Genomic DNA, 13,609 nt, shown 5'->3' with positions numbered 1-13,609 from the left:
TTTTGAGTATCAAGATCTACGATACGACTCTCAGGGACGGGGCTCAGGCTTTTGGAGTTTCCTTTTCCCTGGAAGACAAGATCAGAATCGCCGAGGCACTCGATGACCTCGGCGTTCACTACCTCGAAGGGGGATGGCCCGGTTCGAACCCGAAAGATATTGCATTCTTCGAAGCCGTGAAGAACATGCGCTTCAAGAATTTAAAGGTGGCCGCTTTCAGTTCCACAAGAAGACCAAACACGAGGATAGAAGAAGATCCAAACATACAGACGCTCATAAAAGCCGAAACACCGGTCTACACGATATTCGGTAAAAGTTGGGATCTACACGTGGAAAAAGCCCTTCGAACAACTCTCGAAGAGAACCTCAAGATGATATACGACACGATCACTTACCTGAAAAGATTCGCCGACGAGGTGATATACGACGCTGAACATTTCTTCGACGGTTACAAGGCAAACAAAGACTATGCCCTCAAAACCCTCAAGGTGGCAGAGGAGGCGGGGGCAGACTGTCTTGTTCTTGCCGACACAAACGGCGGCACACTCCCCCACGAGATCGAAGAGATCGTAGAAGAGGTGAAAAAACATGTGAAGGCTCCCATAGGAATACACGCACACAACGATTCCGATGTGGCCGTAGCCAACACGCTCGCTGCCGTGAGAAAGGGAGCGGTACACGTTCAGGGAACCATAAACGGCCTTGGCGAAAGATGTGGCAATGCGAATCTCTGTTCTGTGATTCCGAACCTCGTTCTCAAGATGGGACTTGAGGTCATACCGAAGGAGAACCTGAAAAAACTCTTCGACGTCGCACATCTTGTGGCCGAACTTTCCGGAAGGCCACACATTGAAAACATGCCCTATGTGGGAGATTATGCCTTTGCACACAAAGGTGGAGTGCACGTTTCTGCCATAAAGAGAGATCCCAGAACCTACGAGCACATTCCTCCAGAACTCGTGGGAAACAGGAGGATCATCTCGATCTCCGAACTTTCTGGAAAAAGCAACGTGCTTGAGAAAATAAAAGAGATGGGATTTGAAATAGACGAATCCTCGCCCAAGGTCAGGGAGATACTCGAAAGGATAAAAGAACTCGAAGCGCAGGGATATCATTTCGAGGGTGCAGAGGCATCCTTTGAACTTCTCGTCAGAGAGATGCTTGGAATAAGAAGGAAGTATTTCGAGTTTCTTGGCTTCACCGTCATGACCGTGAAGAACAGGGACGAAAAGAGTTTCTCAGAAGCGACCGTGAAGGTAAGGGTACCCGATGAAGTGGCGGAGAGGCTGGGGCACGATGAACCCTTCGAACACACCGCGGCAGAGGGTGAAGGACCCGTCGAAGCACTGGACAGGGCGGTGAGAAAGGCACTTGAGAAGTTCTATCCTTCCCTGAAAAACACAAAACTCACCGATTACAAGGTGAGGATCCTAAACGAACAGGCGGGTACCAGAGCGACCACGAGGGTTCTCATAGAGTCCAGCGATGGAAAGAGAAGATGGGGAACGGTGGGTGTTTCCCCGAACATCATAGAGGCTTCCTGGACGGCACTGCTTGAATCCCTGGAGTACAAACTCCACAGGGATGAAGAGGAGATGAGAAGAAATGAGAAGGATTAAGATCTTCGATACAACGCTGAGGGATGGAGAGCAATCACCTGGAGCCTCCATGTCCGTTGAAGAAAAAGTTGAGATGGCCCTCATGCTTGAAGACCTCGGTGTCGATCTCATCGAAGCGGGCTTTCCCGTCTCCTCGCCCGTTCAGTTCGAAGCCGTGAAGAGGGTGGCAGAGGCTGTTCAGAGACCCATAGTGGTGGGGCTTGCAAGGTGTGTGGAAAAGGATATCGACGCGGCGTACGAGGCCCTGAAAGATCGCCCAAAAGACAAGAGGATGATACACGTTTTCATAGCAACGTCTCCCATACACAGAAAGTACAAACTGAGAATGGAAAAAGAAGAGATTCTCGAAAGGGTGAGAAAGTACGTCACCTACGCCAGACAGTTCTTCGATCTTGTGGAGTTCTCCGCAGAGGATGCCTCCAGGACGGAAGTGCCCTTTTTGATAGAGGTTTACAGAACGGCCATAGAGTCCGGCGCAACAACGATAAACGTTCCAGACACCGTGGGATACGCTCTTCCCGATGAGTTCGGAGAACTCATAAGAACCCTGAAGGAAGGAGTTCCCGGGATAGAAAACGTCGATCTTTCCGTTCACTGCCACAACGATCTTGGTCTTGCCGTGGCAAATTCCATCGCTGCGGTTCAGAACGGTGCGACTCAGGTGGAGGTGACCCTGAACGGGATAGGAGAAAGAGCCGGTAACTGTGCACTGGAAGAGTTCGTAATGGCTCTCAAGGTGAGAAAAGACAGACTCCCGTACGAAACGGGTATAAGGACAGAGTTGATATACCCTGCTTCCAGACTTCTCACCCACATAACGGGCCTCATTCCGGCAAGAAACAAGCCCATAGTGGGAGAGAACGTCTTCTTGCACGAGTCGGGCATACACCAGGATGGTGTTCTGAAGCACAGAGAGACCTACGAAATTATGAAACCCTCGGACATAGGAAGGTCTTCTGAAACGCTCGTTCTCGGAAGGCATTCGGGGAAACATGCCTTGAGAAAGAAACTGGAGAGTTACGGCATAAAACTGGACGATGAGACCTTCCAGAAGGTGTTCGAGAAATTCACAGAGCTTGCCGACAGAAAGAAAGAAGTCTACGATGACGATCTCTTTTCCATCGTCTCTGAAGTCTTGAAGGAACCCCTGAATGGTTACAGGCTCGTTCACTTCCACGTGCACACAGGAAACACCCTGCTTCCCACGGCGGCGGTCGTTCTTCAGGTTGGAAACGAGAAAAAAGAGGCAGCGGAAACAGGAAACGGCCCTGTGGATGCCATTTTCAAGGCCATAGATAAAGCACTCGGGCTTCAACCAAAACTTGAGGAGTACATAATCCAGGCGGTTGGAACAGGAAAGAACGCTCAGGGAGAGGTGAAACTGACCCTGAAGATAGACGGTGAACTCTACAGTGGAAGGGGTGTTTCCACGGACATCGTTGAGGCCTCCGCCATCGCTTACATAAACGCTATAAACAAGTATCTCATAGCAAAGGGGCTTTTGAGAAAAAACGGAGGTGTTGAGTGAATGACACTTGCAGAAAAAATCCTCTCGAAGAAGGCCGGAAGAAAGGTCGAAACGGGCGAGTTTCTCCTTCTAGAGCCAGATATTGCCCTCGCCAACGACATAACGGGTCCTCTTGCCATAAAGAAGTTCAAAGAGTACGGTGGAAAGAGGGTTAAATATCCAGACAGGGTGGTTCTCGTACCAGATCACTTCACACCGAACAAAGACATAAAGTCCGCCATGCAGGTGAAGATGATGAGAGAGTTCGCCAGAGAGCAGGGAATAGAAAAGTTCTTCGAAATAGGAAGAATGGGAATCGAGCACGTTCTACTCCCCGAGGAAGGGATAGTGAAGTCTGGCGACCTCGTTGTGGGGGCAGATTCTCACACGTGTACCTACGGGGCACTGGGGGCCTTTGCCACGGGCGTTGGTTCCACGGACATAGCGGGCTTCTACCTCATCGGAAAGGTGTGGCTCAGGGTTCCAGAGAGCATAAAGGTGACGCTCTATGGAAAGTTCAACGAAATGGTGACCGCCAAGGACCTTGTTTTGAAACTCATATCCATCCTCGGGGTGGACGGTGCAAACTACAAGGCCATAGAGTTTTCTGGTCCAGGTGTGAAGGAGATCTCCATGGATGGCAGATTCACCATATCGAACATGGCGATCGAGGCAGGAGGGAAAACGGGTCTCTTCCCCGTGGACGAGACAACAATAGCCTACGAAAAAGAAAGAGGAATAGAGGTGGAAGAGATGTACCCGGATGAGGACGCAGAGTATGTGAAAGAAGTGGAGATGAACCTCTCTGAGCTCGAACCCCAGGTTGCCTATCCCTTCCTGCCGTCCAACACGAAGGACATCTCCGAGTCAGAAAAAGAGAGAATCAAAATAGATCAGGTGGTGATAGGAAGCTGCACCAACGGAAGAATAGAAGACCTCAGACTCGCAGCCCAGATCCTGAAGGGAAGAACAGTTTCTCCGAACGTGCGGTGCATCATCATACCCGGCTCTCAGAAGGTTTACAAACAGGCCCTGAAGGAGGGTCTCATCGATATCTTCCTCGATGCCGGATGCGCCGTTTCCACTCCAACGTGTGGTCCCTGTCTTGGAGGACACATGGGGGTCCTCGCAGAGGGAGAAATAGCCGTCTCCACAACCAACAGAAACTTCGTGGGAAGAATGGGACATCCAAACAGCAAGGTGTTTCTTGCATCCCCCGCCGTTGCCGCAGCCAGTGCGGTGAAAGGATACATAGCAGATCCCAGGAAACTGTGAGGTGATGAAGATGAAGATAAAGGGGAAGGTATTCGTTTTTGGAGACAACGTGAACACAGACGAGATCATACCCGCAAGGTATCTGAACACCTCGGATCCTCAGGAACTGGCAAAGTACTGCATGGAGGATGCAAGACCTGGTTTTGGAAGGCGGGACGACATAAAGGGAGGCATCATCGTCGCCGGTGAAAACTTCGGATGTGGTTCCTCAAGAGAACACGCCCCCGTTGCCATAAAGGCTGCGGGCATCTCCTGTGTCATCGCCAAGTCCTTTGCGAGAATATTCTTCAGAAACGCTATAAACATAGGTCTTCCCATTGTTGAGCTGAAGGAAGCGGACGAATTCGAAGAAGGTGATGTTGCCGAGGTGGACCTTGAAAACGGTGTCGTGAAGAATCTTTCGAAGGGAAAAGAGTACAAAATAAGGCCCTATCCCGAGTTTCTCATGAATATCATGAAAGCCGGTGGATGGCTCGAATACTGTCTTAAAGAGATGGGGGAGTGAAAGATGAAGATAGCGATCCTACCGGGAGACGGTATAGGTCCTGAAGTTGTGAGAGAAGCCCTGAAGGTCCTCGAGGTTGTTGAAAGAAAAACGGGCAAAACCTTCGAGAAGGTCTTTGGTCACATCGGAGGAGATGCCATAGACAGATTCGACGAACCTCTCCCAGAGGAGACCAGAAAGATCTGCATGGAGGCAGATGCCATCTTCCTCGGGAGTGTGGGAGGCCCAAAGTGGGACGATCTTCCACCTGAGAAAAGACCGGAGATCGGTGGCCTTCTTGCCCTCAGAAAGATGCTCAATCTCTACGCGAACATCAGACCGATAAAGGTTTACAGATCACTTGTATCCATCTCTCCTCTGAAGGAAAGGGTGATCGAGGCCGGCGTAGATCTTGTCACTGTAAGAGAGCTCTCCTACGGAGTGTACTACGGCCAGCCAAGGGGTATCGACGAGGAAAAAGGTTTCGACACCATGATCTACGACAGAAAAACCGTGGAACGGATAGCAAGAACCGCCTTTGAAATTGCAAGAAACAGAAGGAAAAAGGTCACCTCCGTGGATAAGGCGAACGTTCTCTACAGTTCGATGCTCTGGAGAAAGGTCGTGAGCGAAGTTGCAAAGGATTATCCAGACGTGGAACTCAACCACATGTACGTGGACAACGCGGCCATGCAACTCATATTGAAACCCTCACAGTTCGACGTGATACTCACAACGAACATGTTCGGAGACATACTCTCAGACGAGAGTGCCGCACTTCCAGGATCTCTTGGTCTTCTTCCTTCCGCTTCCTTCGGCGACAAGAATCTCTACGAACCGGCGGGGGGATCGGCACCCGACATAGCTGGGAAAAACATCGCCAATCCCATCGCTCAGATCCTTTCCCTCGCCATGATGCTCGAGTACTCTTTTGGCATGGTGGAAGAGGCAAGAAAGATAGAGAAGGCGGTCGAGATGGTCATAGAAGAAGGGTACAGGACAAAGGACATCGCGGAAGATCCGGAAAAGGCCGTCTCCACCTCTCAAATGGGAGATCTCATATGCAAAAAACTTGAAGAAATATGGTGAAGGGCCGAAGAGGCCCTTCACATTTTCCATGTGTCGGTGAGTTTTCTCACCTTCACGATCGAACCCCTCTTCATCTTTCTGATCGCCGCCACCGCTGCTCTGAGTGCCTCCACCGTTGTCAGGTAAGGTATCTTTCTCTTCAGTGCTGTGGTTCTAATCATGTATCCCACCGTTCTTCTTCCCTCTACCTTGAAGGGGTCCTTTCCGTGCGAGACCGCAACGAGTGAGGGTTCATCGCTGGATTGGGTGATCACCACAAGAGAGATCTTTCCCTGCTCCAGAAGGTCGATCACATCCGGCCTTCCTTCACCCACTTTGGGAACAACTTTGACGTCCACTCCATGGGACTGGAGTGCCTTTGCCGTTCCCTTGGTCGCGTAGATCTCGAATCCCATGTCCGCAAGGTGTGCAAGAAGTGGGATGGCGTCTCTCTTGTCTTTGTCTGCGATCGTTGCAAGGATGGCACCCTCTGTCGGGAGCGGATTTCCCGCAGCGATCTCGGCTTTCGCAAAAGCCTCTGCAAAATCCTCTCCTATTCCCATGACCTCTCCTGTGGAGCGCATCTCAGGACCCAGAAGAACGTCTGTGCCGGGGAACTTGTGGAATGGTATCACCACTTCCTTCACGGAGAACATCCTCGGCCACGGTGTGGGAAGGATCTCGCTGTCTCCCAATTTGTCCACCTTTGTTCCCGGTCTTGTTGGATAGGGGAAGTACTCGGAAAGAAGTTCTGGAAGGGACCTTCCCACCATGATCTTGGCGGCAATCTTTGCCACAGGAATTCCAATTGCCTTGCTCACAAATGGAACGGTTCTTGACGCCCGTGGATTTGCCTCTATTATGTAGATCTCTTCGTCTTTTACCGCCATCTGAATGTTCGCGATTCCCACTATTTTCAGTGCCTTCACCAGTCTGTGAACGGTTTTCTCTATCTCTTCAACGAGTTTTTCCGAGAGGCTCACCGGCGGAAGAACACACGCCGAATCTCCGGAGTGAACGCCCGCTTCTTCGATCTGTTCCATCAAACCCGCTATCCACACGTACTTTCCATCCGATACAACATCCACATCGAGTTCTATCGCATCTTCCAGGAACTTGTCTATCAGTATGGGGTACCCCGGTGAGACGATCGCCGCTTCCCTGACGTATCTTTCCAGTTCTTCCGGTGTGTCGACGATCGCCATGGCCCTTCCTCCAAGGACGTAACTTGGTCTTACAAGAACCGGGTATCCAAGATCCTCTGCCACCTTCAGTGCTTCCTCCACGGAAGATGCCGTCCCGAACGGGGGGCATCTGAGCCCGATCCTTTTGAGAAGTTTTGCGAACTTTTCCCTGTCTTCAGCGATCTCTATCGACTCAAAACTCGTTCCTATGATGTTCACACCCTCTTCCACAAGGTGCCTTGCGATCCTCAAAGGAGTCTGACCACCGAACGCCACCACAACACCTTTTGGCTTTTCGTTCCTCACGATCTCGAGGACATCTTCAACCGTGAGGGGTTCGAAGTAAAGTCTGTCGGAGGTGTCGTAGTCTGTCGAGACGGTCTCCGGGTTGGAGTTCACCATGATCGCCTCGTACCCTTCTTCCTGAAAAGCCCACACACCGTGAACGTTCGTGTAGTCGAACTCTATACCCTGACCTATTCTGTTTGGGCCGGAGCCGAGGATCATGATCTTCTCTTTGTCTGTAGGTATTGCTTCATTTTCCACTCCGTTGTACGTTGAGTAGTAATACGGGGTCTGGGCTTCGAACTCTGCCGCACAGGTGTCCACCATCTTGTAGACCGGAAAGATCCTGTTTTTCTCTCTCATCTTCCTCACATCTTTTTCGGAAACCTGCCAGATCTCGGCAATTTCCCTGTCGGAGTATCCCCACTGTTTCGCCTTCCTGAGAACCTCGACGTCGAATTTCTTTTCTTTCAGTTCTTCCTCGAGGTCTATGCAGGCCTTCATTTCCCTGAGAAACCATCTGTCTATCTTCGTGAGTTCGTGTACTTCTTCCACATCCATTCCGTTTCTGAACGCAGCAAAGATATAGGAGATCCTCTCAGGAGTTGGATTTGCAAGGTGTTCCCTTATGTGGTCAAGATCGAGTTTCGGGGCAGCATCGAGTTCGAGAGACCTAAGGGCCTTTCCCAGTGCCTCTTTGAAGGTTCTTCCTATTGCCATCACTTCTCCAACGGATTTCATCTGGGTGTTGAGCCTTGGATCGGCTCCGGGGAATTTTTCGAGCTGGAACCTCGGTATCTTCACCACGACGTAGTCTATGGAAGGTTCAAAGGCCGCCAGCGTCTTTCCCGTGATGTAGTTTGGGATCTCATCGAGGGTGAATCCAACGGCAAGAAGTGCGGCTATCTTCGCAATGGGGTATCCCGTTGCCTTCGACGCCAGAGCGGACGATCTTGAAACTCTCGGGTTCATCTCAATGACGACCATCCTACCGGTCTTCGGATCCACGGCGAACTGGATGTTCGAACCACCCGTTTCTATTCCTATCGCATCGATGACTTTGTACGCTGCATCCCTCATCCTCTGGTACTCAACGTCGGTGAGCGTCTGGGAGGGAGCCACCGTGATGGAATCTCCCGTGTGTATCCCCATCGGATCGAGGTTCTCTATAGAACAGACGACGATGAAGTTTCCTGCTCCATCCCTCACCACTTCGAGTTCGTACTCTTTCCAACCGATGACGGACTCTTCTATGAGAACGGTGTGTACGGGACTTTCTATGAGTCCTTTTGTAACGATCTCCCTCAACTCCTCTTCGTTGAACGCAACTCCTCCGCCCGTTCCTCCCAGTGTGAAACTGGGTCTTATGATGACGGGATAGCCGAATTCTCTTGCCGTCTCCAGTGCATCCGTGAGGTTGTTCACCAGTCTGCTTCTCAGAACTTCAAGGCCAGCTTCCTCCATGGTCTTTTTGAAGAGTTCTCTGTCTTCAGCCTTCTTGATCGACTCAAGTTTGGCGCCGATCAACTGAACTCCGTACCTGTCAAGAATACCACTTTCGGCGAGTTCTACGGCGAGGTTCAGAGCGGTCTGTCCTCCGAGGGTGGGAAGCAGAGCGTCCGGCCTTTCCTTCTTTATGATCTCTTCCAGAAACTCGACCGTCAGGGGCTCTATGTAAACGGCGTCCGAGAACTCCGGATCCGTCATTATGGTTGCGGAGTTTGAGTTGACTATGATCACTTCGTATCCCGCACTTTTGAGGGCTTTGAGTGCCTGAGTGCCCGAGTAGTCGAACTCGGCGGCCTGACCGATCGTGATCGGACCGGATCCTATGACGAGGATCCTCTTTATATCCTCTCTTCTGGGCATTACCTTACCTCCTTTATGAGGCGTTTGAATTCTTCAAAGAAGTACTTTGCATCGTGAGGACCGGGAGAGGCTTCAGGGTGGTACTGAACAGAAAAGGCTGGATAATCAACCAGCCTCATTCCTTCTATCGTTCCATCGTTGAGAGAAATATGGGTGATCTCAACTTTTATTCCCTGCGGACTGGTTCCCTCAAGAACGGATATCTTCTGAAGGTTGCTGGTGAGAACGTTCGCATCCTGATCTTCGCTTCCAAGTTCTGGTAGGCCAAAACTCTTTGGATCCACTGCAAAACCGTGGTTGTGGGTGGTGATCAGAACACGTCCATTTCTCAGATCCTTCACAGGATGGTTTATTCCTCTGTGTCCAAACTTCATCTTGTAGGTTCTGGCTCCTATTGCAAGACCAAGAAGCTGATGTCCAAGACAGATTCCCGCAAGGGGTATTTCCTCCTTCAGAAGGTCTCTTATCAGACGGACAGTTTTCAGCAGGGCGGCCGGGTCTCCGGGACCATTGGAGATGAGAACACCATCCGGATTGAGCTTTTTGATGTCATCTATGTCCACACCGTAGGGTACCCTCACCACCCGTGCTCCCACTCTCTTCAGGTCTCTGAGGATACCCCATTTCACCCCGGAGTCCAGGACAACGACTGAAAATTCCCCATCTTCGTTTTCCACGATGATCTCTTTCGGAGAAACAAGACCAACCAGGTCTCTTCCCACTATGCCGGGACTTTCCTTCACGCGTCTGACCAGGGATTCTGGGTTCAGATCCACCGTGGATATGGCACCTTTCATGGCACCTTTCACACGGATCTTCCTCGTGAGGGCCCTCGTGTCCACACCTTCGATGGCAACTATGTTGTGTTTTTTCAGATAATCCGGAAAGGAGATGGTGGCTCTCCAGTTGGAAGGAACGGACACACTTCTGTAGACAACGAATCCCGCAACCTTTATCCCATCCGACTCCACATCCTCTTCGTTTACTCCGTAGATTCCTATCTCAGGATAGGTCATCACAACGATCTGACCCGTGTAGGAGGGATCTGTGAGAACTTCCTGATAGCCGGTCATTCCTGTGTTGAAGACCAGTTCGCCGAAGGTTTCACCCTCTGCACCCAGACTCTGCCCAAAAAAAAACGATCCGTCTTCCAGAGCAAGAAGCGTTTTCATGTTGCACCTCCTTCCCTTTCTCAGAGATTATAACCACAGGTAAAGGGCTAGTCAGTTTTCTTTACTTTGAATTAAAGGAAAGTCACAGGGTATTAATTTGGAATAAACATTTACTACTTGAACATTTATATGCAAAAATGATGAAGGCTATTTTCCTGACAGACATTGAAAACCGAAAGGAAAGGATTCTGGAATACATTATCTTCACAGAACTGAACACAGATTTAAAGGATTCTTCCTATCATGTGAACGGAGGTGGGAATCTATGAAGGATTCTGTGGAATGACTTCTGTGCGATTTTCATGTGCACACAAACATGAGCGATGGACACCTTTCTCTATCACATTCTTGCCATAGATGTAAAGGGGTACGTGGACCCTTCTCTCCCGGTGGAGGAGATCGTGAAAAGGTTGAAAGAACAGAATGCACTGGTTATAGCAGCACATCCAGATAGAAAAAAACAGGACGAGGAACATCTTTCCTGGTTTCTCTGGGTGAACATGGAGCGTTTCAAAGACATGTTCGATGCCTGGGAAGTGGCGAATCGAGATGATCTTTTCAACTCGATCGGTGTGAAGAAATACCGGTACGTGGCAAACTCCGATTTCCATGAGGTGTGGCATGTGTATTCCTGGAAAACACTGATCAGATCGGAGAGGAACGTAGAGGCGATCAAAGAAGCGATAAGGAAGAACACGGATGTGGCGATCTATCTGATGAGAGAAAAAACTTGACTTTTCCTCTGGGAAAATGGTATCATAAACCAACACTTTCGATTGAAACAGTTTGGTTCTTTCACGGAAGTGCTAAACGATTTTCAGGAAGATCGAAGGGGGCGTTAACATGGCGAGAGTAGCAAGAGAAATGGTTGAAAAGGCAGGGGTGGATGTTGATCGTTTACTGGAACTCCTGATAAAAAACGCAGCGGCAGAACTCACAACTTATTACTACTACACCATCTTAAGAGCAAATCTCATCGGACTTGAAGGAGAGACTCTCAAAGAAATCACAGAAGTGGCCAGAATTGAAGACAGAAATCACTTTGAAGCGCTCGTTCCCAGAATCTACGAACTCGGAGGAAAGCTTCCAGATTGCATGAAAGAGTTCCACGACCTTTCTGCGTGTCCTCCTGCAAGACTTCCTGACACTCCAACCGTTCAGGAGATATTGAAGGTGCTCGTTGCCGCTGAAAGGTGTGCAGTGAGAGGCTACACGGAAATTTGCAACATGACGGCAGGAAAGGACCACAGAACATACGAACTTTCTCTTGCAATTTTAAACGAAGAGATCGAGCACGAGTCCTGGTTTTCCGAATTTTTAGGAGAAGGTCCTTCCGGGCATTTCATGAGACGCGGGGAAACCTCACCGTTCGTCTCGAAGTTCCTCAAGTGAAGGCTTCCGTGATCAAAAAGGGCGCACCCGAGGGTGCGCCTTTTGTTTTAAAATAGGATGAACAAAGAAAAGGGAGGGATTGTGATGGAAGATCGTGTTCTGTCCATCAAAAAGGGTCTTCCTCCGGGAACGCTCGTTTATACAGGAAAGTACAGAGAGGACTTTGAGATTGAAGTGATGAGTTACTCACCTGAGGAATTCAGAGAGTTCAGGACAACAAATGTTGAGGATGTTCTTTCCCTCAGAGATTCTTCAATGACCACGTGGATAAACATCGTTGGTGTCCACAGAACAGACGTTGTAGAAAGAATAGGAGAACATTTCGGGATACACCTCCTTGTTCTGGAGGACATCCTAAATATCAATCAGAGACCGAAGATCGAATTCTTCGATGAGTACGTATTTCTCGTACTGAAAATGATCACCTACGATGAGAATTCCTCTGAACTTACCTCAGAGCAAATCAGTTTGATTCTCAGAGGAAACTGTGTTCTCACGTTTCAAGAAAAGAGGGGAGATGTCTTTGATCCTGTGAGAGAAAGGATAAGACACAACAGAGGGGTCATAAGAAAGAGGGGAGCAGACTATCTTCTTTATGCGCTGGTGGACGCTCTGGTGGACAACTATTTCGTCCTGCTGGAGAAGATCGACGACGAGACCGAGATACTGGAAGAAGAAGTTCTGGAAATGTCCGCAGAAGACACAGTCCAGAAGATATACGTGTTGAAGAGAAACCTCATAGAACTGCGAAAGACGATCTGGCCTCTGAGGGAGGTTCTGAACGAAATCTCTAGAGGTGAATCTTCACTCATCAAAGAAGAAACTCTTCCTTACTTCAAAGACGTTTACGATCACACCATCCGGATTGCAGACACCGTGGAAACATTCAGGGACATCGCGAGTGGCCTTCTGGACGTGTACCTTTCGAACATGAGTAACAGAACGAACGAGGTGATGAAGGTTCTCACCATAATAGCAACGATCTTCATGCCCCTCACCTTCATAGCGGGTATCTACGGTATGAACTTCGAGTACATGCCAGAACTCAGTTGGAAATGGGGTTATCCAGTGGTTCTCATTGTGATGGGTGTGATAGCGTTTCTGATGGTGGTCTATTTCAGGAAAAAGAAGTGGTTATGAGATGAGAATTTTGACTTTTGAGTTGTAATGATGATGGGAGTAGTTTTTCGGTATCACTCAAAGAAGTGTTGTTTACTCTCCTGAAGAGCTGATAAACGCCGTTTCAGAGATAAGAGACAGGTTTGGTTATGACAAACCAATCCTGGTAGAGGAATTTCTGACGGGGAAGGATCTGAGTGTGGGTATCATAGGAAACCCACCAGAATCTTACGTCGTACTTCCCATAATAGAAGAGGACTATTCTGCACTTCCTCCAGAACTCCCAAGAATATGTGGGTATGAAGCGAAATGGTTGCCCGATTCTCCATACTGGAACATAAAGTCTGTCCCCGCACAACTTCCAGAGGAAACGGAAAAGTTCATAATCGAATGTTGTTTGAAACTGTTCGAAAGGCTGGAGTGCAGAGATTACTGCAGATTCGACTGGCGGCTCGACGCTGAAGGAAATCCGAAACTTCTCGAGGTGAATCCAAATCCCGGATGGTGCTGGGATGGTCATCTTGCAAAGATGGCAAAGATAGCAGGAATGTCCTACGCAGAAATGCTGGAGGCAATACTCAAAGCGGCAGAGGAGAGGTTGAACATCAGGTGAAGCACGGGGGCCTGGCCCCCCT

At 49.5% G+C, this 13,609-nt stretch carries 11 protein-coding genes; 9 read left to right on the top strand and 2 right to left on the bottom strand.

The window, feature by feature from the left end:
- Window positions 1–2 precede the first annotated feature (2 nt).
- The 5 genes from cimA to leuB are packed head-to-tail and all read left to right on the top strand — an operon-like array spanning window position 3 to window position 5,974.
- A complete protein-coding gene (gene cimA / locus CTN_RS00545; protein ID WP_012645002.1) occupies window positions 3–1,619 on the top strand; it encodes a citramalate synthase in 1,617 nt (538 codons plus the stop codon).
- Window positions 1,606–3,147 (top strand): 2-isopropylmalate synthase, encoded by a 1,542-nt coding sequence (gene leuA, locus CTN_RS00540; protein ID WP_012645001.1) that lies wholly within the window; start codon window positions 1,606–1,608, stop codon window positions 3,145–3,147. The genes cimA and leuA overlap by 14 nt, the downstream gene beginning before the upstream one ends.
- A complete protein-coding gene (gene leuC / locus CTN_RS00535) occupies window positions 3,148–4,401 on the top strand; it encodes a 3-isopropylmalate dehydratase large subunit (RefSeq protein WP_012645000.1) in 1,254 nt (417 codons plus the stop codon). It abuts the gene before it with no gap.
- A 4-nt stretch (window positions 4,402–4,405) separates the two neighbouring features.
- A complete protein-coding gene (gene leuD / locus CTN_RS00530; protein WP_038066298.1) occupies window positions 4,406–4,906 on the top strand; it encodes a 3-isopropylmalate dehydratase small subunit in 501 nt (166 codons plus the stop codon).
- Between the two features lie 3 nt (window positions 4,907–4,909).
- Window positions 4,910–5,974: a 3-isopropylmalate dehydrogenase gene (gene leuB / locus CTN_RS00525; RefSeq protein ID WP_012644998.1), complete on the top strand. Its 1,065-nt coding sequence runs from the start codon at window positions 4,910–4,912 to the stop codon at window positions 5,972–5,974.
- A 17-nt stretch (window positions 5,975–5,991) separates the two neighbouring features.
- Here the strand turns inward: leuB and carB are convergent, their stop codons facing one another.
- On the bottom strand, window positions 5,992–9,291 hold the full coding sequence (gene carB / locus CTN_RS00520; RefSeq protein WP_012644997.1) for a carbamoyl-phosphate synthase large subunit: 3,300 nt from the start codon (window positions 9,289–9,291) through the stop codon (window positions 5,992–5,994).
- Window positions 9,291–10,463: a glutamine-hydrolyzing carbamoyl-phosphate synthase small subunit gene (gene carA, locus CTN_RS00515; protein WP_012644996.1), complete on the bottom strand. Its 1,173-nt coding sequence runs from the start codon at window positions 10,461–10,463 to the stop codon at window positions 9,291–9,293. The genes carB and carA overlap by 1 nt, the downstream gene beginning before the upstream one ends.
- Window positions 10,464–10,786: 323 nt before the next feature.
- Between carA and CTN_RS00510 the strand changes: the two genes are divergently transcribed.
- From CTN_RS00510 to CTN_RS00495, 4 genes are all read left to right on the top strand, one after another.
- Complete coding sequence (locus tag CTN_RS00510) at window positions 10,787–11,197, top strand: PHP domain-containing protein (protein WP_012644994.1); 411 nt, start codon at window positions 10,787–10,789, stop codon at window positions 11,195–11,197.
- A 109-nt stretch (window positions 11,198–11,306) separates the two neighbouring features.
- Complete coding sequence (dps, locus tag CTN_RS00505) at window positions 11,307–11,855, top strand: DNA protection during starvation protein (protein ID WP_012644993.1); 549 nt, start codon at window positions 11,307–11,309, stop codon at window positions 11,853–11,855.
- 84 nt (window positions 11,856–11,939) lie between these two features.
- Window positions 11,940–12,995 (top strand): magnesium/cobalt transporter CorA, encoded by a 1,056-nt coding sequence (gene corA, locus CTN_RS00500; RefSeq protein ID WP_038066295.1) that lies wholly within the window; start codon window positions 11,940–11,942, stop codon window positions 12,993–12,995.
- A 52-nt stretch (window positions 12,996–13,047) separates the two neighbouring features.
- Complete coding sequence (locus CTN_RS00495) at window positions 13,048–13,587, top strand: D-alanine--D-alanine ligase family protein (RefSeq protein WP_255347888.1); 540 nt, start codon at window positions 13,048–13,050, stop codon at window positions 13,585–13,587.
- Window positions 13,588–13,609 lie beyond the last annotated feature (22 nt).

This window comes from Thermotoga neapolitana DSM 4359, from assembly GCF_000018945.1.
In the GTDB taxonomy this organism is placed as follows: domain Bacteria; phylum Thermotogota; class Thermotogae; order Thermotogales; family Thermotogaceae; genus Thermotoga; species Thermotoga neapolitana.
The sequence above is the reverse complement of the archived record's forward strand: the minus strand, read 5'-3'. Positions and strand labels throughout refer to the sequence as shown.

Bases quoted from the DNA above. Each gene is read 5' to 3' on its own strand.
- corA (WP_038066295.1), top strand. From the start codon at position 11,940: ATGGAAGATCGTGTTCTGTCCATCAAAAAGGGTCTTCCTCCGGGAACG.
- dps (WP_012644993.1), top strand. From the start codon at position 11,307: ATGGCGAGAGTAGCAAGAGAAATGGTTGAAAAGGCAGGGGTGGATGTT.
- leuA (WP_012645001.1), top strand. From the start codon at position 1,606: ATGAGAAGGATTAAGATCTTCGATACAACGCTGAGGGATGGAGAGCAA.
- leuB (WP_012644998.1), top strand. From the start codon at position 4,910: ATGAAGATAGCGATCCTACCGGGAGACGGTATAGGTCCTGAAGTTGTG.
- leuC (WP_012645000.1), top strand. From the start codon at position 3,148: ATGACACTTGCAGAAAAAATCCTCTCGAAGAAGGCCGGAAGAAAGGTC.
- carA (WP_012644996.1), bottom strand. From the start codon at position 10,463: ATGAAAACGCTTCTTGCTCTGGAAGACGGATCGTTTTTTTTTGGGCAG.
- carB (WP_012644997.1), bottom strand. From the start codon at position 9,291: ATGCCCAGAAGAGAGGATATAAAGAGGATCCTCGTCATAGGATCCGGT.
- leuD (WP_038066298.1), top strand. From the start codon at position 4,406: ATGAAGATGAAGATAAAGGGGAAGGTATTCGTTTTTGGAGACAACGTG.
- CTN_RS00510 (WP_012644994.1), top strand. From the start codon at position 10,787: ATGGACACCTTTCTCTATCACATTCTTGCCATAGATGTAAAGGGGTAC.